The sequence below is a fragment of the Marinobacterium aestuariivivens genome (assembly GCF_042661465.1).
GTDB lineage: Bacteria > Pseudomonadota > Gammaproteobacteria > Pseudomonadales > Balneatricaceae > Marinobacterium_A > Marinobacterium_A aestuariivivens.
Map to the genome: position 1 here is coordinate 5,102,567 of NZ_JBHSWE010000001.1, position 21,448 is coordinate 5,124,014.

The window sequence follows — 21,448 nt, forward strand, 5'->3', positions numbered from 1 at the left end:
TCAGGCCTCCAGCAGACCCTCGAGGTGCTGTTCGACCGAACGGCCCAGCGCCTGGAGACTGTAGCCGCCCTCGAGCACCGAGACGATTCGCCCGCCGGCGGAAGGCTTCGATGCATCGACGATCAGGTCGGTGATCCAGCGAAAATCCGCATCCTCCAGCCGCAGCTGCGCCAGCGGGTCCTCGCGGTGGGCGTCGAAGCCGGCGGAAACGAAAATGATGTCCGGCCGGTGACGGCGCAGCGCCGGCAGCCAGTCGGCTTCGACCGCGAGGCGAAATTCATCGCTGGCGGTACCGGCCGGCAATGGCGTATGCACGATATTCGGGCGGCGGATATCCTGGTAGCGGAACGGATAGAAGGGATACTGGAAACTGGAGCAGACCAGCACTTCCGGCCTGTCCTGAAAGATGTCGACGGTACCGTTGCCGTGATGGACATCGAAATCCAGCACCGCGACGCGCTCGGCGCCGCCTTCCCTCAGCGCCCACTCGACGCCGACGGCGACATTGTTGAACAGGCAGAAGCCCATGGCACGTTCCTGTTCGGCATGATGCCCGGGCGGCCGGATGGCACAGAAGGCGTTGTCGACCTGGCCTGCCAGCACCCGTTTCGCGGCCTGCACCACGGCGCCGGCCGCCAGATGAGCCGCGCCGAGGCTGTGGGGGTTCAAAGCCGTGTCGGGATCGGCCCAGGCGAGGCCATGGCTCGGCAGCAGCGCTTCGATCTCGCGCACGAACTCCCGGCCATGCGTCCAATACAGCAGCTCAACCTCGACCGGCGTCGCCAGCTGTATATCGAGGCGCTGGCGCAGATCCGATGCATCGAGTTGCCGCTCTATAGCCTGCAGGCGCTGCGGGCTCTCCGGATGTCCTGCGCCCATTTCATGCAGCTGGCAGTCGGGGTGGCTGATAAAGGCGGTGGTCATAATATCAAGGTTACGGGTTACGGGTTACGGGTTACGGGCAGCTTAACGCCTGTCCTTGAGTCTAGTCGCTTGCCTTTGGTTGGGTGGCCACCAGCAGCCGGCCGTTTTCGACACGGACCTCGAAGCGCAGCAGGTCCTCGAAGGCTGGCGGTTTCAGTACCTCACCGGTCCGGAGGTTGAAGCAGGCGCCGTGACGCGGACAGGTGACCCGGTCACCCTCGATCAGTCCGCCGCCCAGTTCCCCGCCGTCGTGCGGGCAGAGGTTCTCCACGGCATGGAAGGTACCGTCGACATTGACCACCAGCACGCTGTAGTCGGGCAGCCCGGCGACCAGGTGCTCGCCGGGTGCCAGGGTGCGGGCCTCGCCCAGATCCTGCCAGTCCATCTCGCTCATTCCTTACAATAACCCCAGTTTCAACCGTGCGGCCTCCGACATCCGGCTCTGATCCCAGGGCGGATCGAACACCAGATGCACATCGACCTCGCGGACATCGGGCAGCCGTAGCAGTCGCTGCCGCACCTCGGCCACCAGCACCGCCCCCATGCCACACCCCGGTGCGGTCAGGGTCATGTCGATGTCGACCCGAACGTGCCCGTCGGGCAGCGGCTCGACGTCACAGCGATAGACCAGGCCCAGCTCGAGAATATCCACCGGGATCTCCGGATCGTAACAGCTGCGGAGCACCCGCTTCACCGCCGTTCCGCTATCGTCACCGGGCCGGATCCACACCGGGGGCCGGCGGCGATCAGTCCCAGCGCATCGGCGTCGGCGCCGTCGATACGGGCCGTGGCGCCGTCGGCCTCGACGGTGTAATGACCGCCGAGCGACTGCACGATACCGACTTCGGTGCCCTCGGTAAGCCGGATGATACGGCCGGACGGGATCGCTATGGCATCGCAGTCTCGGGTGAGCCTCAGCCTGGTACGTTCCGTCATCCGGGTGCTACTCCGTACTGACCGGGTCGTCGGCTTCGTGCGGCTCCAGTGCCGACAGGAGCGCATGCCAGGACAGGGTCGCGCATTTGACCCGGCTCGGAAACTCCCGCACCCCGGCCAGCACCCGCAGCTTGCCAAGCTGGCTGTCGTCGGCCAGCGCCTCGCCGTGCAGCATGCGCTGGAGGGCATCGACCAGTGCCCGCGCCTCGGGCCCGGTCATGCCCCTGACCGTTTCGGTCAGCAGCGAAGCCGAGGCCATCGAGATGGCGCAGCCCTGGCCCTGAAAGGCGACATCGTCGATCCGGCCATCGTCGGACAGATGGATGCAGAGTTCCAGCTGATCGCCGCAGATGGGATTGTAGCCCTCCCGGCAGCGACCGGCACCGTCAAGCCGGCGGAAATTGCGCGGATGACGGCCATGGTCGATGATCACCTCCTGATAGAGTTCGCGCAGTTCCGGGTCCATCTCAGCGGCCTCCCGCCGGACGGCCAAAGAGCCGCACCACCTCGTGCAGGCCCTCGACCAGGCGGTCGATATCGTCGCCGGTGTTGTAGAGCCCGAGTGAGGCCCGGACGGTACCGGGGATCCGGTAGTGGCTCATCAGCGGCATGGCGCAGTGGTGGCCGGCACGGACCGCGACACCGAAGCGATCGAGCACCGTGGCGATATCGTGGGGATGGGCCTGTTCCATCACGAACGACAGTATGCCGGTCTTGTGCCGCGCCGTGCCGACAAGACGCAGCCCAGGGATCGAGAGCACCGCCTCGGTCGCATGGCCCAGCAGCCGCTGTTCATAAGCCCCGATTGCCGCCAGTCCCGCCGACTCGAGGTAATCGATGGCGGCGCCGAGACCGATGGCGCCGGCGATATGGGGCGTGCCGGCCTCGAAGCGATGGGGCGGCGCCGGAACTCGCTGTCGGTCAAGCTGACCCGGGTGATCATTTCGCCACCGCCCTGCCAGGGATCCATCGCTTCCAGCAGTGCCAGGCGGCCGTAGAGCACGCCGATACCGGTCGGGCCATAGACCTTGTGACCGGAAAAGGCATAGAAGTCGGCGCCGAGCTGCTGTACGTCGATACGCAGATGGGGCGCAGCCTGGGCGCCGTCGATCAGCACCGGGATGCCCTTGGCATGCGCCCTGGCGACCAGGTCCTGTACCGGATTGACGGTCCCCAGGGCATTTGAGACATGGGTCAGGGCCAGCAGTCGCGTACGCGGACCGAGCAGCGCCTCGGCGGCGCCGAGGTCCAGTTCACCGTGCGGCAGCAGTGGAATCGCCTGCAGCCGCGCGCCGGTCTGCCGGCACAGCAGTTGCCAGGGCACAATATTGGAGTGGTGCTCCATGACGCTGATCAGGATCTCGTCGCCGGGCCCGAGGTGCGGCCGGAACCCGGCCTGGGCCACCAGGTTGATCGCCTCGGTGGTGCCGCGCACGAAAACGATCTCCTCGCGCTGCCCGGCATTGATGAAAGCCTTCACCCGGTCCCGCGCCTTCTCGTAAGCGGCCGTTGCCTCTTCGCTGAGGCAATGCACGCCGCGATGGACATTGGCATTGAAGTGGCTGTAGTAGTGCTGCAGGCAGTCGAGCACCGGCTGCGGCTTCTGCGTCGTGGCGGCATTGTCGAGATAGACCAGCGGCCGGCCGTGGACCTGGCGCGCGAGAATCGGGAAGTCGGCCCGCAGGGCCTGCGGGTCGAAGCTCTGGGGCAATTGTAGCTTCATGGCGATCCGCTCCCGCCCGGCAGGCGTTCCAGAGCCTGCTCGATCAGCGTTTGCAGATACTCCTGCAGCGTGCCGGAAGGCACCCGCTGCAGTGACTCCCGGGCGAAAGCGAAGGTCAGCAAACGGGTCGCCAGTTGCGCCGACAGGCCGCGGCTGCGCAGATAGAAGAGCGCATCCTCGTCGAGATAGCCGACGGTGGCGCCATGGGAGCATTTGACGTCATCGGCCTCGATCTGCAGCTCGGGCTTGGTATCCATCTCGGCGCCTTCGGACAGCAGCAGGTTGCGGTTGATCTGGCGGGCATCGCTGCGCTGGGCACCGGGATGCACCACCGCCAGACCGTTGAAGACACCGCGGGCATGGTCCCAGAGGATGCCCTTGTAGAACTGGTCGCTACGCCCCCGGGTGCCAGGTGATCGACCCGGAGATGGTTGTCCAGATGCTGATGCCCGCCCAGCAGGTAGAGCCCGTCGAGCTGTGCTTCGGCCCCCTCGCCGCCCAACCGGACCTGCAGGTCGTTGCGGCACAGGGCGCCGCCGAGGTTGAGGCTGAATGTCCGGTAGCGGCTGCCGGGGGCCTGCTCGACATGGATGCCGGCAAACTGCTGTGCCCTGTCGCCTTCGCGCACCAGGCGGCCATGGAACAGCTTCGCCCCTCGCCCAGGCGAATCTCACAAAGCAAATCGGTGAGATGCGGCGCTTCACCCTGTCCGGTCGACTCCTCGATCAGCAGCGCTTCGCTGCCGGCTTCGAGCACGATCAGCAGGCGCGGGAAAGCGGCCGCGGGCGCCTCTTCCGGAGCGCCTTCGAAGCGGCAATGGATCGGCTGCTCCATGCGGGTACCGGCCGCCAGCCAGAGCAGCAGGCCGTCATCGAAGCGACTGGCATTGAGGGCGGCAAAGGGATGACCGTCGAGCCGGGCGATTTGCCCGAGATGAGATTGCAGCAGCGGGCGCTCCGTGGTCAGGGCCTCATGAAGCGACAGCAGCTTGACACCCGGCGGCAGCGGCATCCGCCGGGACTGCCGGGCGCAGTAACGTCCGCCCCTGAACAGCAGCAGATGACCGCCCAGGGGGTATCCGCCGGCTGCGCCCCCTCATCGGGGACACCGTCCCGTCCGATCATGAAGCCGCGCGCGGGCAGGTCGTCCAGGCGGGTATATTTCCAGGCTTCCACATGGGGCTCCGGCAGGCCGGCCGCTTCGAACAGACGCCAGGCCTGGCGCCGCTGTTCCTGCAGCCAGGGCCAGCCAGCCGCCGGCAGTCGCGACCAGTCCGGACATTCGCCCAGGCGCTCAGTCATGGCCGGTCTCTCCCGGCACGGCCCGCCCGTACCCGGACTGCTCGAGTTCGAGCGCCAGCTCAGGCCCGCCGGAGCGGCCGATGCGACCGTCCTGCAGTACATGAACGAAGTCGGGCCTGACATGGTCGAGCAGGCGCTGATAATGGGTCACCAGGATCAGTGCCCGATCCTCGCGCCTGAAGGCGTTGATGCCCGCCGCGATACGCTTCAGCGCATCGATGTCGAGGCCGGAATCGGTTTCGTCGAGAATCGCCAGTTGCGGCTCCAGCACCAGCATCTGCAGGATCTCGTTGCTCTTCTTCTCGCCGCCGGAAAAGCCCTCGTTGACGCCCCGGTACAGCAGCGCCTCGTCCATCTGCATCTGCTGCATCCGCGCCTTTACCGTATCGAGAAACTCCAGTGCATCGAGTTCGCTTTCTGCGCGCTGCTTGCGCAGACTGTTGAGGGCGCTCTTGAGAAACTGGATATTGCTGACACCCGGAATCTCGACCGGGTACTGGAAGGCGAGAAAGAGCCCCGCCGCGGCGCGCTGCTCCACATCCAGCGCCAGCAGATCCCGGCCGCGATAGCGTACCTCCCCACCCTTGACGTCGTAGCCCGGATGACCCACCAGGACATGGGCAAGGGTGCTCTTGCCGGAGCCGTTGGGCCCCATGATGGTATGCACCTCACCGGCGTCGATCTCGAGATCCAGGCCGCGGAGAATCGATTTGCCCTCGACCTCGACGCAGAGGCCGCGGATCGACAGCAGAGGCTCAGCCATTGCGCACCTCCCGCCGCCGCGCGCTCCAGGGACGGAACTTTTCGAGCCAGCGCAGCAGCCAGCGGATGAACGCCAGCAGCAGTTCCAGCAGGCCGGGCTTTCGCGTCCACAGAGTCATCGCGTTCTCCCTAGCCGATTGCGCCTTCGAGGCTGACTTCCATCAGCGCCCGGGCTTCGACGGCGAACTCCATCGGCAACTTCTGGAACACCTCCCGACAGAATCCGTTGACCAGCAGCGAGACCGCCGCCTCCGCATCGATGCCGCGCTGGCGGCAGTAGTACAGCTGCTCATCACTGATCTTCGACGTGGTGGCCTCGTGTTCGACCCGGGCGTCGGGACGCAGCACTTCGATATAGGGCAGCGTATGGGCGCCGCAGCGATCGCCCAGCAACAGCGAGTCGCACTGGCTGTAGTTACGCGCATCGACCGCCCTGCGCCCGACCTTGACCAGGCCGCGGTAGGTATTCTGGCCCTGGCCGGCCGAGATGCCCTTCGACAGGATCGTGCTGCGGGTATGTTTGCCCAGGTGAACCATCTTGGTGCCGGTGTCGGCCTGCTGGTAGTTGTGGGTCAGCGCCACCGAATGGAACTCGCCCACCGAATAGTCGCCCTTGAGGATCACGCTCGGGTACTTCCAGGTGATCGCCGAGCCGGTCTCGACCTGGGTCCAGGATATCTTGCTGTGATGACCGGCGCAGAGCCCGCGCTTGGTGACGAAGTTGTAGATGCCGCCCCGGCCCTGCTCGTCGCCGGGATACCAGTTCTGCACCGTCGAATACTTGATCTGGGCATTATCCAGCGCGATCAGTTCGACCACCGCCGCATGCAGCTGGTGCTCGTCGCGCATCGGCGCGGTACAGCCCTCGAGGTAGGAGACCGAGGCGCCGTCTTCGGCAACGATCAGGGTGCGCTCGAACTGCCCGGTACCGGCGGCGTTGATGCGAAAATAGGTCGACAGTTCCATCGGGCACCTGACGCCGGCCGGGATGTAACAGAAGGAGCCGTCGCTGAACACCGCCGCATTCAGCGCGGCATAGAAATTGTCGGTCCAGGGCACCACCGTGCCCATGTGGCGGCGCACCAGTTCCGGGTGCTTCTGCACCGCCTCTGAGAAGGAGCAGAAGATGATGCCCAGGGCCTCGAGCTCGTGCTGAAAGGTGGTGGCCACCGAGACGCTGTCGAACACCGCATCGACCGCGACGCCGGCCAGGCGGGCCCGCTCGTGCAAGGGCACGCCGAGGCGCTCGTAGGTGCGCAGCAGTTCGGGATCGACCTCGTCGAGGCTCTTCGGGCCGTCCTCCCGCGCACGGGGCGCCGAATAGTAGCGTATGGCTTCGAAATCGATGGGGTCGTAATGAACCCGCGACCAGGTCGGCGGTTTCAGGGTGCGCCAGTGGCGATAGGCGGCCAGGCGCCATTCGAGCATGAAGTCGGGCTCCTGCTTTTTCGCGACGATCGCCCGGATGACGGACTCGTCGAGCCCCGGTGGCAGGCTGTCCTCGTCGATCTCGGTGACGAAACCCTGGCTGTAGCGGCGCCCGATCATCTGCTCGAGCGAAGATCTGGAATCGGCCATGTTGCCGACCTCCCCCTGCACTAAACAGGTTTTCTGAATACCCCTTATTGCGTCCTTCAGTACCAGTGTAGGGTGGAATGAGCCTGCTGGCGAATTCCGCCGGCGGATCGAAATCGGTCATAGACCTCGCGGTAGTCCGGCAGGCCCGGCGGAATTCGCACGCTCATTCCGCCCTACGGACTATTGTTGAGGTACGGGCAGTACCCGGTCGCCGGATGCAAGACCGGCCAGAACCTCGAATTCACCGGGCGCCACCTCATCGCCCAGGCGCAGAATGCGGCGCTCTGCCCGGCCCCGGACCTCGACCCAGGCAAGGCTCAGTTGACCCATCCGGGCGATGCGGTCCGCGGGAATGCGCAGTTGGGTCTCGGTACCGGCCGGCACCACAAGCCGGGCGTACATGCCCGGCAGCAGCCGACTGTCGTAGTCGATCTGTACCTTGACCAGGAAGCTGCGCGAACCCGGATCGGCGGCCGGCACCCGTTCCTCCAGTGTCGCCGGCAGTTCGATGCCCAGCGCCGGAATCTCGACGACCAGGGGCTGGCCGTTTTCGAGCGACAGTGCCAGTGATTCCCGGACATGGGCCTCGATGCGCAGCGTCAGCGGGTTGTAGATCGACAGCAGCCGGGTGCCGGGCGTTGCGGTATCGCCGGGTTCGGCGAAGCGGTCAACCACCCGCCCCCGTATCGGCGAGACGATGCGGGTGTAACTGACGGCGGTACGGACCTCTTCGAGCGCCTGTTCAGCGGCGGCCTTTTCCGCCACCAGGGCATCGTAATTGGACCGGGCACGGTCCAGATCGGCCCGGGCCAGTACCCCGCGCTGAATCAGGTCCTGTGCCCGGCGCAGGTTCTGTTCCGCTTCCAGCAGCCTGGCGCTGGCCGCCCGCACCTGCTCGGCTGCCTGGGATTCGCGCGAACGCAGGTCCGACTGTTCCAGTTCGATCAGCAGCTGGCCGGGTTCGACGCTGTCACCGGCCCGGACCTGAATGGCGGTGATTCGCGCCAGCAGGCGCGATGAAATGTCCGTCGCCTCCTTCGCCCTGACGCTGGCCGGTACCGACTCGTAGAGCGGCTGTTCAATGGCCCTGACCTGCAGCGACGCCTCCAGCGCCGGAGCCGGCAGCGGCTCGAGGCCGGGCTCGATGCGCGGGCTGAATACCCCGGCCATCCAGGCCACCATCAGAATCAGGAAAACCAGGGCGACCAGCGGTGCCAACACCTTGCGCATCATTTGCGCGCCTCCTCGACAGGCCGGTCGAAGACCAGCAGATAGACAATGGGGATCACCAGCAACGTAAAGAGCGTCGATGCGAGAATGCCGAAAATGATCGCCAGCGCCAGGCCGCTGAACACCGGATCGAGAGTGATCACGAGGTTGCCGAGCAGAGTCGTGCCGGCAGTCAGCAGCACCGGCCGCATACGCACCGCACCGGCCTGTATCAGCGCTTCCTTCAGTTCCAGGCCGCGGTTCAGGGCCTGGCTGATGAATTCCACCAGGATCAGCGAATTGCGCACGACGATGCCGGCCAGGGCAATCATGCCGATCATCGCGGTGGCGGTGAACAGCACCGGCTCCGGCGCGCCGGCAATGGTACGCTCGCCAAACTGGTTGAGCAGCCAGAACCCCGGCATGATGCCGATGACGGTCAGCGGGATCGCCGACATGATGATCAGCGAAAGGCCGGCAGAGCCGGTCTGCACCCGCAGCACGAAGAATATGGCCACCAGCGCGAAGGCGAAGGCCAGTCCCATGTCGCGGAACACCTGCAGCGTGATGCGCCACTCCCCTTCGCCGCTCCAGCGCAGCTCCGTACCCTTCGGCAGCGACCAGCTGTCGCCGCCACCCGGCGCGAAGAAGCTTCGGGCCTGCCAGTCGACCTGCTGCCGCCCGGGACCGGCATTGCGGTCGGCACCGAGGTCGGCGATCACCTCGGCCGGCGTGCGCCCGTTGAGTTCGGCCATGACGTAGACCACCGGCCTCAGGTCCTTGCGAAAAATGGGCGCGTCCGCCGGGACCGGCTCGAACCGCCCCAACTCGCCGAGGGCGACCAGGGTTGCGGTGCGCTGTCGAGACCGGTGGCGCTCTGCTGCTGCACGATACCGGGCCGCCCCTTGAGCTGCAGTCGCTCGAAGTCGTGCAGCGATCCTCGCTGTTCTGGCGCCAGGCGCAGCTCGATCGGCAAGGGGCGCGCTTCGCGGGGCAGGTTCAGGTAGGAGGCGACCAGGCCGTCGTTGGCCATCATCAGGGTCTGGTTGATATCCTCGGTGGCGATGCCGGACAGCGCCGCCTTCTGTTTCTCGGTGACGAAACGCAACCGCGGCTGCGATGCCACCAGCGTCGAGTCGACCTCGACGACATGGGGTTCCCGCCGCAGCCGGGCCATCAGGGTTTCGGCGGCCTGCTGCTGCAGGCTGTAGGGCGCCAGGCCGTCAGCGTAGATCTCGGCGACGAGGGTGCTGAGCACCGGCGGCCCGGGCGGCACCTCGATCACCTTGACCTCTAGCCCGTCGCGGTTCATCGGCGCCAGCAACTGTCTCAGCCGCAGCACCACGGCATGGGACTGGTGCAAGCGCTCCGTCTTGTCGACCAGCGTCAGGCGCAATTCGGCCAGATGGGGTGCCTGGCGCTGGTAGTAACGCCGTACCATGCCGTTGAAGTCGATCGGCGACGGTACCCCGACGAAGGCGGCGATTGCCCGCACTTCGGGCAGTTGCTTGACCTGCTGTGCGATATGTTCCGTGACCGCCGCGCTCCGTTCGAGGCTGGCGCCTTCCGGCAGGTCGATCAGAATCTGCACCTCGTTGCGGTTGTCGAAGGGTAGCAGCTTCAGCGGCACCAGCCGGAACAGCGGAAGTACCGCCGTGGCCAGGAAAAGCCCGAGCAGGGCCCAGAGCAACCACTTCGCACGCCGCCGGTTGCCCAGCAGCGGTTGCAACAGGCCGCGGTAGAAACGCAGCAGACCGGGCGCTGCCGCCACTTCGCCGCCGCCAACGTTCGCGATCGGTTTGAGCAGGCGCGACGCCAGCCAGGGTGTCACCAGGAAGGCCACCAGGGTGCTGACAGCGACGCTGACCGGCACGTTGAAGGCCATCGGCGCCATATAGGGACCCATCATGCCGGTGATGTAGGCCAGCGGGACGAAGGCCAGCACGATGGTCAGGGTTGACATCAGCAGCGGGATGCGGATCTCCGCCATCGAGGCGACGATCCGCTCGGCCGTGCTGCCCTGCCCCTGGCGCAGGAAACGCTCGATATTGTCGACCCCGGTAATGGGGTCATCGACCAGCAGGCCGAGCGAGAGGATCAGGGCGAAAAGGGTAACCCGGTTGATCGTATAACCGAAATACAGGTCCAGCGCCAGGGTGACGCCGTAGCAGATCGGCACCGCCAGGCCGACCACCAGGGCCGCGCGCCAGCCAAGGAAAACGCCGATGAAGACCACGACCGTGAGCACCGCGAAGCCGAGGCTCGAGGTCAGGTTGTCGACCTTTTCGTCGGCCGTCTGGCCATAGTCGCGCAGCACCTCGACGTTCACCTCGGCCGGCAGCAGCTGGCGCTGGAGTTCGGCGATGCGCTGGTGCACCGCTGCGGCGACGGATACCGCGTTGCTGCCGCGCTGCTTGGCGATGCTGATCGCCACCATCGGCCGGTAAGCGCTGCCGGGGTGAAAATCCTCGTGGCCGGGCGCGAAGTCGATCCAGCTGTAGTGTTCGGGTTCGCCGGGGCCGTCGACGAGGGTCGCGACATCGCGCAGGTAAACCGGCACGCCATCGACCACATTGACCACCAGGGTCTCGAGTTCGCTCAGTTGACGCAGAACGTCGCCGCTTTCGAGCAGGATGGCGTCGTTGTTCAGTGTCCAGAGGCCGGCGTTCTGCAGCCGGTTGGACAACTGCAGCGCCCTGACCAGGTCCATCGCCGTGGTCTTGCGAGCCCCCATGCTCTCGGGATCGAAGCGTATCTGAACGGTACGCGGGCTGCCGCCGACCACCTCGATCTGGCTGGTCAGCGGGATGCCCTGCAGATTGGTGGTGATCTCCTCGGCCATGCGGCGCAGTTCGTAGTCGCCGTAACGGCCCGGGTCATCGCTCCAGAGCGCGAGCATCAGGATCGGTACGTCGTCCACTTCGACCGGTTTCACCAGCCAGTTGCTGACGACGGCCGGCACCCGGTCCTGGTTGCTATAGAGCTTGTTGTAGGTATTGAGGATGGACGCTTCGCGGTCCTGGCCGACATGGAAGCGCAGCGTCGCCGCGACAAATCCCTGGGACGTCGTCGAATAGACGTGCTCGACACCGGGTATCTGTGCCAGGAGTTTTTCCAGCGGTACCGTGACCTGACGCTCGACCTGCCCGGCGCCGAGCCCCGGCGCATGCACCAGCACATCGACCATCGGCACCACGATCTGAGGCTCTTCCTCCCGCGGCGTGAACTGCAGGGCGATCATCCCGGCCAGCAGCGACAGTGTCAGGATCAGCAACGGCAGACCGCCTTTGAGCGCGGCGGCAACGACCTTGTCCAGCGGGTGTTCCGACGGCATGTTCCCTTATTCCCCGATAAAACGTTGTCCCCGGCCGCTGCCGGACGTCGTGAGTGCCTGCAAAGGCGAAACGGTTAAGAGATCCTCAGGGCTCGATGCGGGCGTGAAACACAAAACGCCCGTCCTCTACCCGCAGGATGGTGGCACTTTTGACCGGGTCACCGGAGCCAGTATAGGTAACCTCGCCGGTCACGCCCTGATACCGGTCAAGGGTTGCGAGGCTATCGCGGATCGCGCCGGGTTCCAGGCTGCCGGCCGCGCTGACCGCCGCCGCCAGCAGACCCACGCCGTCGTAGGTCAGTGCGGCGATATCGGTCGGTTCCCGCTCGTAGCGTTCTCGGTAGCGGGCGACAAACTCGCGCACTTTGGGCTCGTCGCTGTCGGCAAAGAACAGCGCGCTGAAGTAGGCGCCTTCCATCAGCCGCCGGTGCACCGGCGGAATCTGGGCCCAGGAATCGCTGCCGATCCAGACCGGATCCATGCCCTGTGCCCGCAGCTGCCGTATCTGTTGCGGCACTTCGTTGTAGTAGTTGGGCAGGAAGACGCCTTCGGCGCCGCTGCCGGCGATGCGCGCGAGGGGTTCGCCGATGTCGGGCGCATCGCGGGTATAGGCCTCGAAGGCGACGATCTCGCCGCCCAGGGCCCGAAAGCGGTCGCGAAACTCCTCGGCGAGATTGCGGTTGTAGGCGCTGGCGATATCGAACAGCACCGCAACCCGCTGCATGCCGAGGTATTCGCGACTCAGCCGTGCCAGCACCTGGGCCTGGAAGCTGTCGGTGAAGGCGACCCGGAATACCCAGTCGTGGTGGCGGGTGGTCTCGGGATGGGTCGAGGCGGGGCTGATCAGCGGAATCTTCAGTTCGTTGGCGGCACGGGCGGCGGGAATCGCATTGCGGCTGGCCTGAGGGCCGACAATGACGGCCACGCCCTCCTGATTCACCAGCTTGAGCACGGCGCTGACGGCGGCCTCGCTGCGGTCCTCGTTGTCTTCGGTCACCAGCACCAGGCGCACCTGTCGTCCCTCGACGCGCAGCGTGCCGTTGCGGTTGATTTCGGCCACTGCCAGTTCGGCCCCTTCGAGGGTCGTGCGCCCGGTGTCGGTCAGGGCGCCGCTGATTGGCGCGATCAGGCCGATGCGCAGCTCCAGCGGTTCATCCTTCCCTGCGCCGCAGCCGGTAAGCCAGAGGCCCAGCGCCAGCAGCATCAGGACACGCATTCCGCCTCCGGAATCCTGCGTCCCTTAAGCATGTAGGTGTGCATCTGTCCCTTGCCCTTGATCTTGACCAGCCCGCGGTCCTCGAAGACGTACTGATGCTTGAGGTGCTGGTAAGTGCTTTCGGTCACCTGGATGCAGCCGCCGATACCGTGGGACTCCATGCGAGCCGCGGTATTCACCGCATCGCCCCAGATATCGTAGATGAATTTATGGGTGCCGATGACGCCGGCCACCACCGGTCCGCTATTGATGCCGATGCGCATCTTCAGGTCGGACTGATGGCGCCGGTTGAAGGCGTCGATGGCATCGAGCATGTCCAGGGCAAACTCGGCCACCACCTGGGCGTGGTCCGGCCGGACAACCGGCAGACCGGCGCCGACCATGTAGGCGTCGCCGATGGTCTTGATCTTCTCGAGACCGCGCACCTCGCCGAGACGGTCGAACTCGGAGAAGATCTCGTTCAACCGGCCGACCAGTTCGTGGGCCGGCAGGCCGGCCGACATCGGCGTGAAGTTGACGATATCGGCGAACAGGATGGTCACCTCGGCGAAACTGTCGGCGATATTGCTCTCGCCCTGCTTGAGTCGTTCGGCGATCGGCTGCGGCAGTATGTTGAGCAGCAGGCGTTCCGATTTCTCCTGCTCGGCCGCGAGGTCCTCGAGCGTCTGGCGCAGACGGTCGATCATGCGGTTGAAGTTGCGCGCCAGGATGCCGGTTTCGTCTTCGGTCATCACCGGTGCCCGCTGGCTCAGGTCGCCTTCGGCAATCTGCTCGGTCGTCGCGCTGACCGCCAGGATCGGGCGTGCGATGCGGGCCGTGATCAGATAGATGCCGACGGCCAGCAGTGCAATGGCGATGAATCCGATGCTCAGTATCATCCAGCCCAGTCGCGTGGCCGGCTGCAGCGCCTCGCTGACGCGGATTTCCGTCAGCAGCGCGAGGCCCAGCGCGGGCATCCAGCGATAGCTGCCGATGACCGGCTGACCTGCATAGTTGCGGTAAATGCCGGCGCCGGTCTCGCCCTGCACCGCAGCATCGATCCCCTCGCTGTGCGCACCGCGGGGAAAGGCCTCGTCGCCAAAACGTGCCACCGACAGAAAGCGATTGTGGCTGTCAATCAGATAGGATTCGCCGGTTTCGCCGAGCCCGGTACGGTCGCTGACGATATCGACCAGCACCGGTACCCGCACATGGGCCGCCAGCACGCCCAGGGTTCGCCGTCCAGCCCGGTTAGCGGGGTCGCCACCGTCAGCGTCGGCAGGCCGGTATCCGGTGCCGGATAGACCGGTTGCACATAGGTGCGCTCGCGACCGGCGCGGAAGAATTCGTCGCTGAGGCGGTATCTCTGCTCGTGGTCGGGGTTGGTGGAAAAGAACACCTGGCCGCCGGTCTGGTTGAGCAGCATCAGTTCGGTCAGGTCCGTCGCCGCCGCCGAGCCATAATCGAGAAAGGTCGAGCGAAACAGCCGGTCGGCCATGGCCATGTAAGCGGACTCGTACGCCGGGGTGCCGGGCGTCTGGCGCAACAGTTGGCTGACGGCGTCGCGCAATCCGTCGAGATTGGCAATCTTGCTGATGATATCGGCCTGATCGGCGACGAAACGGTTGATTTCCCGCTGGCGCTGGTCGGCGATGACCTCGAAACGGTCGATCGCCATCTGCTGCAACTGGGCGGCGGACAGCATATAGGAGGCCCCTGCGAGTGCCACGACCACCGGCAGCGACACCAGCAGGAAGTAGGCGGTCATTCGCGCCTTGAGGCTTTTTTCAGCAATGTAAGGCCGGGAAATTGCATCTTTCGGGTTCTGCCGTTTTTCTCCTAACTAGAGGTTAGCGGCTTTTTGCCGTCCGGGCTGAGCTAAGCTTGGGATGGATTGGCCATAAAGAGGTGAAGATGCCGTATTCCAGCCGCCCGCAGGCAAGTGCAGAATACCGGGGTATCGGTCGCCGGCGTCTCCTGCTCGGCTCGGCGCTGGGAACGGCGTCGGTACTGCTCGGCAGGACCGACCCTTCATTCGCCAGCGAACTACCGCTCAGGATCGGCTTCGTGGGACCGTTCACGGGACCGGCGCAGGACACCGGCCTCGAGATTCGCCGGGGGTGCTGATGGCGCTGATGGATGCCCGCGACGAGGGCGAGCTGCCGCTGCAGCGCAATGGCCTGGAGCGACCGGTCGAGCCGGTATGGGTCGACAGTGCCTCGGATCCCGAACGGGCCGTTGCCGCGATGACCGAGGCGGTCACCCGCGACAGGGTCGCGATGCTGGTGGGTGGCTGGCATTCCGATGTGGCGCTGGCGCTGATGGATGCCGAATCGGCATTCAGGATCATGCACCTGGGACACAGTGGCGAGGCCCTAGCCATCGCCGACAAGATCAATCGCGCCTACGGCAAGTACCGTGGCTGGTTCAAGGGCTGGCCGACGCCCTCGATGCTTGGGGCCCGTTACGGAGAACCGCTGCAATACCTGCGCCTGCAGGGTCTCTGGCGACCGCCCAATAATCGCGCCGCCGTCATGGTCGAGAATACCGCCTATGGCCGCGGCTGGGGCAAGGCGTTGCACGACAGCCTGCAGGCAGTGGGCTTCCAGGTCGGCCCTCCGGACCTGACAGCGCTCGAGCAGAACGACTTCCGTGCCCTGTTGGCGCGTTACCGCCGCGACGGCGTTTCGCTGGTGGTCATGACCACGACGGGCATCCAGGCGGCGGCGGCCTTCGTGCGCCAGTTCCAGGAAGAGCAGGTGCCCGCCCTGTTCATAGGCCACGGGCTGCGCTGGAACCGCGACTGGTACGCCCATACCGGCGATGCCTCCAACTACCTGCTGGCGATGGACACGGCCATGCCGATCGCGCTCTGGCAGCAGTGGTGGGTGAGGCGCTACCGCCGGTTGTTCGGCGACATGCCCAGTATCGCCGCCGCCGGCCTGCATTACGACTACACGCGCATGGCGATCCGGGTACTCAATGCCAGCGCCAGCCTGAAGCTCGACGACCTGATCCGAACCGTCTATCGCATGCCCTATCGCGGCGTCTGGAACCGCTACCAGTTCGCCAGCGAACCGACGCCGAACTCGGTATCGGCCAACGAGGTGCAGACGGGCGGCTTCATGGAGGGGTTCTTCTTTCCGATGGCGCAGCTGATGGAGGGCGAGGCGCGGATCATCTGGCCGCCGCGCTATGCCGATCAGCGCTTCATCCCGCCACCCTGGCTGTAACTGGTGATGCGCTTTGCTGGCATTCGCTCCTGCAATGCCAGGCTTTGCACCCTTCATGGTGGTTGTTGCGCTCTACGGCATTCTGCGGTGCTTTTAAGATCTTTTTACGATTTGCTGAGGGAAGTCTTAACAACCGCGATCGCTGGATGCCGGTAGGCTGTAACGGTCATCCACCACTACGAGAGCGATAGCGATGTTCCCGAAAGTCTTCTGCATCACCACCCTGTTGGCCTCCCTCGCGGCAGCGGGCATGGCGGCGGGCGATCCGACCGAGATCGAGCGCGGCCGCTACCTGGTCGCCATCGGAGGCTGCAACGATTGCCATTCCCCCGGTTACGAAACGCTCGGCGAGGCCATGCCGGAGTCGCAGCGGCTACTGGGTGCCGAACTGGGTTTTGCCGGGCCCTGGGGCGTCAGCTATCCGGCCAACCTGCGGCTGTCCGTCGCCGGGCTGTCGGAATCGGCCTGGATGAACCGGGCCCGCGCCGGCGGCCTGCCGCCGATGCCCTGGAACGCGTTGCGGGCAATGAGCGAGAGCGATCTGAGGGCGCTCTACCGTTACCTCGCGATGCTGGGACCAGCCGGACAGACCGCGCCGGCTGCAGTGGCGCCCGGGCGGCCGGTCGAAACGCCCTATCTATCGTTCGAACCGGTGATGCCGGGCGGCGGTCAAACGATCACCAGACATTAGGAAGATGGGAAACGGGGGCGGGTCAGTCCCGTTTCCCGAGGATACAGCCATGCGCAGACTGCGTTGTCGTTACGGCCGTCTCTGGCGTCGCCTGCGACGCTCCGGACCGGCCCGGGAGCAGCAGCCGAAACCCCTCCCGCCGGCCGAGGTGAAGACGCCTCAGGAAGATCGTCTCTGGCATCAGGCCTCATGACCGCCGATGCAACTGGAGCGGGCGCTTCAACGTCAGGCGGAATCGGCCTCGTCCGCTCTTTTCCAGCCGCACGGGCGCCTGGCGTTCTACCAGGCGCCGTGTCAGCAGAATCAGCCGAGCCTCGAGATTGTCGCAGATGTCGGGCAATCCCAGCCGGGGATTCCTGCGTAGCTCGCGGTTGCTGAACTCGGTGCGGCCGCGGTCACGGTATTCGTGCAGCAGCTCCCAGAGAATGGCACCGGCCACGCCCTTGATCAGATAGTCGCCATCCATGAACAGACTGTGGTCGCGGGGGTAGTATTCGATCTGCAGGGCCGGTCCTTGCGGCGCCCGGCGTGTCGAGGCCACCGGGGCTTCGAGCGCCTCTTCCCCCTGCAGTTGCAGCAGGCGCAGCGCATGTCCGGCCTGGGCGCACAGCGTGACCAGTGCGTCCTCGATATCGTAGCCGAAGCGGCATTCCTCGAGGCTTTCGCTGTACAGCACCCCTGCCAACTCCTTGCCGCACAGCAATGGAATCGCGAGCTGGCTCTGTGGATCGGGCAGGCCAGGCAGCGGTATCACCTCCTCGAGCGACCGGACCAGCCCACTGCGAATCGCTTCTTCCCGCACGGCGCGGGTGTAGGCGTACTCGGCGGCCGCATACATGATGCGGATCGGCACGCGTTCGCGCGCGGCGATACCGATCACGCCGACGCCCAGTGGAATTTCTGCGCCGATGCCGGAATGCGGGTAACCGCGGCTGGCCACGACATAGAGGGAGCTGGCCGCAAGATCGGCAATCAGCAGCATCGCGTGCTGCAGGCCGAACTCGCGCAACAGGCAGTCGAGCAGCCCGTCAAAGAGGCTGTCCAGCGTCCTGCAGCCGTTCAGCGCATCGCTGCTGCGGCGCAACGCCGGCAGGATCGCAGGCGCCGGCAGGTTGGCCGGCAGTTCCCGGCCGGGGATCGCCTCGATCCCGAGCACCCGGTAGATATCGGCCCCGCGCAGGCGGAAAACCCCGGTCATTCCCTCATGGGACGCGATACCCGCAAGCCGCGCCTTCATGCCTTCGAACAGGGGGCCGCATGTTTCGGTGCGCAGGTAGCGCAGTCGCAGGCGGTAACGGGCGGCGGTGTCCGGATCCAGCACCAGTGCCGTCGCCTGGGGATTGGCCAGGATATTGGCGCGGGTCTTGTTGAAGAACTGATAGGACAGCGCCACATGTTGGGGGTCGACGTACATCACCTGGGATACATAGGTCACATTGGGCATGCCGTGATCGTCACAGGTTGCCACGCCGGCCGGCACCACGCCCTCGAGGCAGTTGCGCAGCCGGTCGAGACTGAGCAGCGCGTTCATGGCGCCCCTGTCCCCGTCTGGCACCCCGGATGAGAGCCCGGCCTCACGTCCTTGCCGCTCCGGCAGGCAAGGGCTCGCCGGCCTGGGGACCCGGTGTCTGGCCATAGGCTTCGCAGGGGCTGAAACTGACCGCGACGAGATCGTCGTCGGCCAGGCTCAACAACGCCCGGCTGAAGGCTTCTGGGACCTGGAAATGCTGCAGACGGCGGCTGAGGGTATCGACATAGGCCGGCAGCGCGGCCCGGTCCCGCTCCGTCGCCGGTTCGACCTGGGCGTCGCGCCCCTTGAGCTGGACGCTGCGATGACTTTCCGGTTCGTTGAAGAGCACCGCGATACGGCCACTGGCCTCAATATCGCGCAGCAGCGCGTCGGACTGGCTGCAGGCAAGCAGCACCCGGACACGACAACGGTCCGGCGAGACCTGGGCGCCGTAGCCGCGTGCCAGCGTCGCCAGCCCGCGGGCATCGCTGCTGGCCACTTGAATCGACAACCGGCTCTCGATGAAGGCCGCCAGCGCTTCGTCGAGCGGTTCTGTCGCCGCCGTCTTATGGGTCGTCATCGGATCTCCCGGCCGGATTATAAGCCTGATGCTGACTAAGCATCGCCAACGCCCGTCGATTCGGCAATGGCCAGCGGGAAAAATCACTGCTCAGTTAAAAGGTCGGGGGCGTATGGGCGCTGACGATGCGGCAGACCTTGCGGCTGCGGTTGCGGAAACGGTGGGGGATCTTGGTGGAAAAGGAGTAGCTGTCGCCGGCGCCCAGGGTATGGACCTCGCCGCCGATGGTCACCTCGATCGTACCCTCGATGACAGTGCCGGCCTCCTCGCCTTCGTGGGACATCATCTCGGTGCCGGTGTCGGCGCCGGGCTCGTAGGTCTCGATCAGCAGTGCCAGGCTGGATTTGTTCTCGACAGTGCCGACCAGTTTCAGTTCGATGCCGTCACTGCCGATATCGATCAGTTCGTCGGGGCGGTACACCACCTTTTCATGCTCGCTGAAATCCGCGGTAAAAAACTCGGTGACCGACATCGGGATTCCGTCGAGGATCTTTTTCAGCGAGCTGACCGACGGGCTGACCCGGTTCTGCTCGATCATCGAAATGGTGCTGTTGGTCATGCCGACCCGCTTGGCCAGCTCACGCTGCGAAAATCCGTAGATCTGCCGAATTTTTTTCAGTCTGTCTCCAACGTCCACCCTGCGCCTCCCCTGACGATGATTATATTGATCGCTCGCGATGTCCGGTCAGCATCATAGCATGGCAACGGGAGGACGTAGAAATCCCTCGCCGGCATCGCGGCCGCACCGGGCCGATATTCAGCATATCGATCAGATGACCATCGCTACCGGGGAAGCCGCGCGTCACAAAAAACGTGATCACGTATCGTATATAAAATCATAAATACCTATTAGTGGGTATCTGGGCACATTTATGTTGTTTTATTTGATCACAAGCCTATTGACCCCTCCACAAGCGGGCCTCTAAACTGATCGATATAACAAACACTTTTGGGAATCCATTCGGACTCCCGGCCATTGTTGGCCAGACCGCGATCCGGACTTCGCGTCCCGGACGTGATTACAAAAACGAAGGACAGGACCATGTCTTCCCACACGCAATACCAAGAAGCCGCTGATTTTCTGCAACAGCACCCCGGGGTCGAAGCGATCGACCTGTTGATTCCCGACCTCAATGGCGTCATTCGCGGCAAGCGCATCGAGCGCGACAGCCTCGACAAAGTCTACAGTCAGGGGGTCAACCTGCCGGCCTCCATCTTCTCGCTGGACATTACCGGCACCACCGTCGAAAGCTGCGGTCTCGGCCTCGAAATCGGCGAACCGGACCGCCTCTGCAGGCCCGAAACCGGCACCCTCAAGGTCGCGCCCTGGCAGCGCCGGCCGATGGCACAGCTGATGATGCACATGTACGAGGAGGACGGCTCGCCCTTTTTCGGCGACCCGCGCCATGTACTGGCCAGGGTGTTGAAAAATTTGACGCCCTGGGTCTGAAGCCGGTGGTCGCCGTCGAACTGGAGTTCTACCTGATCGATCAGGAGCGGGACGAGGAAGGCCGCCCGCAACCGCCGGTATCGCCTCGCAGCGGCAAGCGCGACGAGCACACCCAGGTGTACTCGATCAACAATCTGGACGATTACGCCAATCTGCTCGAAGAGATCGCCGAGTATACCGCGGCCCAGGACATTCCGGCCGATACCGCGGTGGCGGAGAATGCGCCGGGGCAGTTCGAGATCAACCTCAAGCATCAGGACGATGCGCTGGCCGCCTGTGACAATGCCCTGCTGCTGAAAAGGGTCATCAAGGCGGTGGCCGAAAAGCACGGCATGGAAGCCTCCTTCATGGCCAAGCCCTATGAAGAGGAAGCCGGCAATGGCATGCATATCCATATCAGCCTGCTCGACGGCCAGGGCAACAACGTCTTCGCCCAGCATGCACGGATGCTGGAGCAGGCCGTGGGCGGCCTGCTGACGCTGATGCCCGCCTCGATGGCGCTGTTCTGTCCCAACGTCAATTCCTACCGCCGGCTGCAGCCGGGCTATTACGTACCGATCGCGCCGAACTGGGGTTACGACAACCGTACCGTCGCGGTGCGCATTCCGGCGGGCCCCGAGGACGCGACCCGCATCGAGCACCGGGTGTCCGGTGCCGATGCCAATCCCTATCTGGTAATGAGCGCGCTGCTGGCAGGCATCCATTACGGCCTGCAGAACGAGTGCGCGCCCGGTGCCGAAACCGAAGGTAACGCCTTTGCCGACGAGGAAATCGGACTGCCGATCCGTATGCCCGACGCTCTGGAGGCGTTTCGCGCCAATGAAGCGCTTGCCTGCTACCTGGGTCGCGATTTCGTCGAGCTCTACGACGCCTGCAAGTCGGACGAGCTGAGCCGCTTCGAGCGCCATGTCAGCGAACTCGAGACCCAGTGGTACCTGTCGACGCTCTGAGACCGCCACTGCCCTGATTCCGATCGCGCCCGGCAGGGTGCGTCGGGTCTCCAAAACCGAACCACACCGTAG

At 65.0% G+C, this 21,448-nt stretch carries 24 protein-coding genes and 3 pseudogenes; 6 read left to right on the forward strand and 21 right to left on the reverse strand.

Going from position 1 to position 21,448, the window contains the following annotated elements; genetic code table 11:
- The 18 genes and pseudogenes from ACFQDL_RS26705 to ACFQDL_RS26790 all read right to left on the reverse strand — a co-directional run bounded on the left by ACFQDL_RS26705 (window position 1) and on the right by ACFQDL_RS26790 (window position 14,730).
- On the reverse strand, window positions 1-924 hold the full coding sequence (locus ACFQDL_RS26705) for a histone deacetylase family protein (RefSeq protein ID WP_379911647.1): 924 nt from the start codon (window positions 922-924) through the stop codon (window positions 1-3).
- A 61-nt stretch (window positions 925-985) separates the two neighbouring features.
- Window positions 986-1,309, reverse strand: coding sequence for a Rieske (2Fe-2S) protein (locus ACFQDL_RS26710; protein ID WP_379911648.1), 324 nt, complete (start codon window positions 1,307-1,309; stop codon window positions 986-988).
- Window positions 1,310-1,321: 12 nt separating this feature from the next.
- Window positions 1,322-1,618 carry an iron-sulfur cluster assembly protein gene (locus ACFQDL_RS26715; RefSeq protein ID WP_379911649.1) on the reverse strand — a complete coding sequence of 99 codons (297 nt, stop codon included), beginning with the start codon at window positions 1,616-1,618 and terminating at the stop codon, window positions 1,322-1,324.
- Window positions 1,615-1,860 (reverse strand): hypothetical protein, encoded by a 246-nt coding sequence (locus tag ACFQDL_RS26720; protein ID WP_379911650.1) that lies wholly within the window; start codon window positions 1,858-1,860, stop codon window positions 1,615-1,617. Before ACFQDL_RS26720 ends, ACFQDL_RS26715 begins: the two co-directional genes overlap by 4 nt.
- Before the next feature lie 7 nt (window positions 1,861-1,867).
- Window positions 1,868-2,326 carry a Fe-S cluster assembly sulfur transfer protein SufU gene (gene sufU / locus ACFQDL_RS26725; protein ID WP_379911651.1) on the reverse strand — a complete coding sequence of 153 codons (459 nt, stop codon included), beginning with the start codon at window positions 2,324-2,326 and terminating at the stop codon, window positions 1,868-1,870.
- 1 nt (window position 2,327) lies between these two features.
- Window positions 2,328-3,583: pseudogene (locus ACFQDL_RS26730) on the reverse strand (cysteine desulfurase).
- A pseudogene (locus ACFQDL_RS26735) lies at window positions 3,580-4,211 on the reverse strand (SufD family Fe-S cluster assembly protein). The pseudogenes ACFQDL_RS26730 and ACFQDL_RS26735 overlap by 4 nt, the downstream one beginning before the upstream one ends.
- Before the next feature lie 248 nt (window positions 4,212-4,459).
- Window positions 4,460-4,594 (reverse strand): annotated as a pseudogene (locus tag ACFQDL_RS26740) (hypothetical protein); the annotation flags it as partial.
- A complete protein-coding gene (locus tag ACFQDL_RS26745) occupies window positions 4,546-4,884 on the reverse strand; it encodes a hypothetical protein (RefSeq protein ID WP_379911652.1) in 339 nt (112 codons plus the stop codon). The pseudogene ACFQDL_RS26740 and the gene ACFQDL_RS26745, both read right to left, overlap by 49 nt.
- The gene (gene sufC / locus ACFQDL_RS26750) at window positions 4,877-5,635 is read right to left on the reverse strand and encodes a Fe-S cluster assembly ATPase SufC (RefSeq protein ID WP_379913377.1); all 759 of its coding nucleotides are present in this window, start codon (window positions 5,633-5,635) and stop codon (window positions 4,877-4,879) included. The genes ACFQDL_RS26745 and sufC overlap by 8 nt, the downstream gene beginning before the upstream one ends.
- 4 nt (window positions 5,636-5,639) lie before the next feature.
- On the reverse strand, window positions 5,640-5,765 hold the full coding sequence (locus ACFQDL_RS26755) for a hypothetical protein (RefSeq protein ID WP_379911653.1): 126 nt from the start codon (window positions 5,763-5,765) through the stop codon (window positions 5,640-5,642).
- A gap of 10 nt (window positions 5,766-5,775) precedes the next feature.
- A complete protein-coding gene (sufB, locus tag ACFQDL_RS26760) occupies window positions 5,776-7,224 on the reverse strand; it encodes a Fe-S cluster assembly protein SufB (protein WP_379911654.1) in 1,449 nt (482 codons plus the stop codon).
- A gap of 180 nt (window positions 7,225-7,404) precedes the next feature.
- Window positions 7,405-8,457: an efflux RND transporter periplasmic adaptor subunit gene (locus ACFQDL_RS26765; protein ID WP_379911655.1), complete on the reverse strand. Its 1,053-nt coding sequence runs from the start codon at window positions 8,455-8,457 to the stop codon at window positions 7,405-7,407.
- Complete coding sequence (locus ACFQDL_RS26770) at window positions 8,454-9,200, reverse strand: efflux RND transporter permease subunit (RefSeq protein WP_379911656.1); 747 nt, start codon at window positions 9,198-9,200, stop codon at window positions 8,454-8,456. The genes ACFQDL_RS26765 and ACFQDL_RS26770 overlap by 4 nt, the downstream gene beginning before the upstream one ends.
- A gap of 5 nt (window positions 9,201-9,205) precedes the next feature.
- Window positions 9,206-11,767 carry an efflux RND transporter permease subunit gene (locus ACFQDL_RS26775; RefSeq protein WP_379911657.1) on the reverse strand — a complete coding sequence of 854 codons (2,562 nt, stop codon included), beginning with the start codon at window positions 11,765-11,767 and terminating at the stop codon, window positions 9,206-9,208.
- 85 nt (window positions 11,768-11,852) lie between these two features.
- Window positions 11,853-12,983, reverse strand: coding sequence for an ABC transporter substrate-binding protein (locus tag ACFQDL_RS26780; RefSeq protein WP_379911658.1), 1,131 nt, complete (start codon window positions 12,981-12,983; stop codon window positions 11,853-11,855).
- Complete coding sequence (locus ACFQDL_RS26785; protein ID WP_379911659.1) at window positions 12,971-14,188, reverse strand: adenylate/guanylate cyclase domain-containing protein; 1,218 nt, start codon at window positions 14,186-14,188, stop codon at window positions 12,971-12,973. The genes ACFQDL_RS26780 and ACFQDL_RS26785 overlap by 13 nt, the downstream gene beginning before the upstream one ends.
- On the reverse strand, window positions 14,101-14,730 hold the full coding sequence (locus tag ACFQDL_RS26790) for a cache domain-containing protein (protein WP_379911660.1): 630 nt from the start codon (window positions 14,728-14,730) through the stop codon (window positions 14,101-14,103). Before ACFQDL_RS26790 ends, ACFQDL_RS26785 begins: the two co-directional genes overlap by 88 nt.
- 146 nt (window positions 14,731-14,876) lie before the next feature.
- Here ACFQDL_RS26790 and ACFQDL_RS26795 point away from each other — a divergent pair, with 146 nt between their 5' ends.
- The 4 genes from ACFQDL_RS26795 (at window position 14,877) to ACFQDL_RS26810 (ending at window position 17,079) form a co-directional block, all read left to right on the forward strand.
- On the forward strand, window positions 14,877-15,089 hold the full coding sequence (locus ACFQDL_RS26795) for a hypothetical protein (RefSeq protein ID WP_379911661.1): 213 nt from the start codon (window positions 14,877-14,879) through the stop codon (window positions 15,087-15,089).
- On the forward strand, window positions 15,089-16,195 hold the full coding sequence (locus ACFQDL_RS26800; protein ID WP_379911662.1) for an ABC transporter substrate-binding protein: 1,107 nt from the start codon (window positions 15,089-15,091) through the stop codon (window positions 16,193-16,195). The genes ACFQDL_RS26795 and ACFQDL_RS26800 overlap by 1 nt, the downstream gene beginning before the upstream one ends.
- A 193-nt stretch (window positions 16,196-16,388) precedes the next feature.
- Window positions 16,389-16,886 carry a hypothetical protein gene (locus ACFQDL_RS26805; protein ID WP_379911663.1) on the forward strand — a complete coding sequence of 166 codons (498 nt, stop codon included), beginning with the start codon at window positions 16,389-16,391 and terminating at the stop codon, window positions 16,884-16,886.
- 49 nt (window positions 16,887-16,935) lie between these two features.
- Window positions 16,936-17,079 (forward strand): hypothetical protein, encoded by a 144-nt coding sequence (locus ACFQDL_RS26810; RefSeq protein WP_379911664.1) that lies wholly within the window; start codon window positions 16,936-16,938, stop codon window positions 17,077-17,079.
- Here the strand turns inward: ACFQDL_RS26810 and ACFQDL_RS26815 are convergent.
- The 3 genes from ACFQDL_RS26815 to ACFQDL_RS26825 all read right to left on the reverse strand — a co-directional run bounded on the left by ACFQDL_RS26815 (window position 17,074) and on the right by ACFQDL_RS26825 (window position 19,613).
- A complete protein-coding gene (locus ACFQDL_RS26815) occupies window positions 17,074-18,417 on the reverse strand; it encodes a pyridoxamine 5'-phosphate oxidase family protein (RefSeq protein WP_379911665.1) in 1,344 nt (447 codons plus the stop codon). The two genes, ACFQDL_RS26810 and ACFQDL_RS26815, sit on opposite strands and share 6 nt — an antisense overlap.
- Window positions 18,418-18,460: 43 nt before the next feature.
- Complete coding sequence (locus ACFQDL_RS26820; RefSeq protein WP_379911666.1) at window positions 18,461-18,976, reverse strand: pyridoxamine 5'-phosphate oxidase family protein; 516 nt, start codon at window positions 18,974-18,976, stop codon at window positions 18,461-18,463.
- A gap of 94 nt (window positions 18,977-19,070) precedes the next feature.
- A complete protein-coding gene (locus ACFQDL_RS26825; RefSeq protein WP_379911667.1) occupies window positions 19,071-19,613 on the reverse strand; it encodes a cupin domain-containing protein in 543 nt (180 codons plus the stop codon).
- Between the two features lie 405 nt (window positions 19,614-20,018).
- On the opposite strand from ACFQDL_RS26825, the gene ACFQDL_RS26830 reads away from it, so the two are divergent.
- Together ACFQDL_RS26830 and ACFQDL_RS26835 are read left to right on the forward strand one after the other, a co-directional pair.
- Entirely contained in the window at window positions 20,019-20,426 is a 408-nt protein-coding gene (locus ACFQDL_RS26830) for a type I glutamate--ammonia ligase (protein WP_379911668.1), read from the forward strand.
- Window positions 20,427-20,431: 5 nt separating this feature from the next.
- The gene (locus ACFQDL_RS26835; RefSeq protein ID WP_379911669.1) at window positions 20,432-21,376 is read left to right on the forward strand and encodes a glutamine synthetase family protein; all 945 of its coding nucleotides are present in this window, start codon (window positions 20,432-20,434) and stop codon (window positions 21,374-21,376) included.
- Window positions 21,377-21,448: the final 72 nt, after the last annotated feature.

Bases quoted from the DNA above. Each gene is read 5' to 3' on its own strand.
- ACFQDL_RS26705 (WP_379911647.1), bottom strand. From the start codon at position 924: ATGACCACCGCCTTTATCAGCCACCCCGACTGCCAGCTGCATGAAATG.
- ACFQDL_RS26710 (WP_379911648.1), bottom strand. From the start codon at position 1,309: ATGGACTGGCAGGATCTGGGCGAGGCCCGCACCCTGGCACCCGGCGAG.
- ACFQDL_RS26720 (WP_379911650.1), bottom strand. From the start codon at position 1,860: ATGACGGAACGTACCAGGCTGAGGCTCACCCGAGACTGCGATGCCATA.
- sufU (WP_379911651.1), bottom strand. From the start codon at position 2,326: ATGGACCCGGAACTGCGCGAACTCTATCAGGAGGTGATCATCGACCAT.
- ACFQDL_RS26745 (WP_379911652.1), bottom strand. From the start codon at position 4,884: ATGACTGAGCGCCTGGGCGAATGTCCGGACTGGTCGCGACTGCCGGCG.
- ACFQDL_RS26755 (WP_379911653.1), bottom strand. From the start codon at position 5,765: ATGACTCTGTGGACGCGAAAGCCCGGCCTGCTGGAACTGCTGCTGGCG.
- sufB (WP_379911654.1), bottom strand. From the start codon at position 7,224: ATGGCCGATTCCAGATCTTCGCTCGAGCAGATGATCGGGCGCCGCTAC.
- ACFQDL_RS26765 (WP_379911655.1), bottom strand. From the start codon at position 8,457: ATGATGCGCAAGGTGTTGGCACCGCTGGTCGCCCTGGTTTTCCTGATT.
- ACFQDL_RS26775 (WP_379911657.1), bottom strand. From the start codon at position 11,767: ATGCCGTCGGAACACCCGCTGGACAAGGTCGTTGCCGCCGCGCTCAAA.
- ACFQDL_RS26780 (WP_379911658.1), bottom strand. From the start codon at position 12,983: ATGCGTGTCCTGATGCTGCTGGCGCTGGGCCTCTGGCTTACCGGCTGC.
- ACFQDL_RS26790 (WP_379911660.1), bottom strand. From the start codon at position 14,730: ATGACCGCCTACTTCCTGCTGGTGTCGCTGCCGGTGGTCGTGGCACTC.
- ACFQDL_RS26795 (WP_379911661.1), top strand. From the start codon at position 14,877: ATGCCGTATTCCAGCCGCCCGCAGGCAAGTGCAGAATACCGGGGTATC.
- ACFQDL_RS26800 (WP_379911662.1), top strand. From the start codon at position 15,089: ATGGCGCTGATGGATGCCCGCGACGAGGGCGAGCTGCCGCTGCAGCGC.
- ACFQDL_RS26805 (WP_379911663.1), top strand. From the start codon at position 16,389: ATGTTCCCGAAAGTCTTCTGCATCACCACCCTGTTGGCCTCCCTCGCG.
- ACFQDL_RS26810 (WP_379911664.1), top strand. From the start codon at position 16,936: ATGCGCAGACTGCGTTGTCGTTACGGCCGTCTCTGGCGTCGCCTGCGA.
- ACFQDL_RS26815 (WP_379911665.1), bottom strand. From the start codon at position 18,417: ATGAACGCGCTGCTCAGTCTCGACCGGCTGCGCAACTGCCTCGAGGGC.
- ACFQDL_RS26820 (WP_379911666.1), bottom strand. From the start codon at position 18,976: ATGACGACCCATAAGACGGCGGCGACAGAACCGCTCGACGAAGCGCTG.
- ACFQDL_RS26830 (WP_379911668.1), top strand. From the start codon at position 20,019: ATGTCTTCCCACACGCAATACCAAGAAGCCGCTGATTTTCTGCAACAG.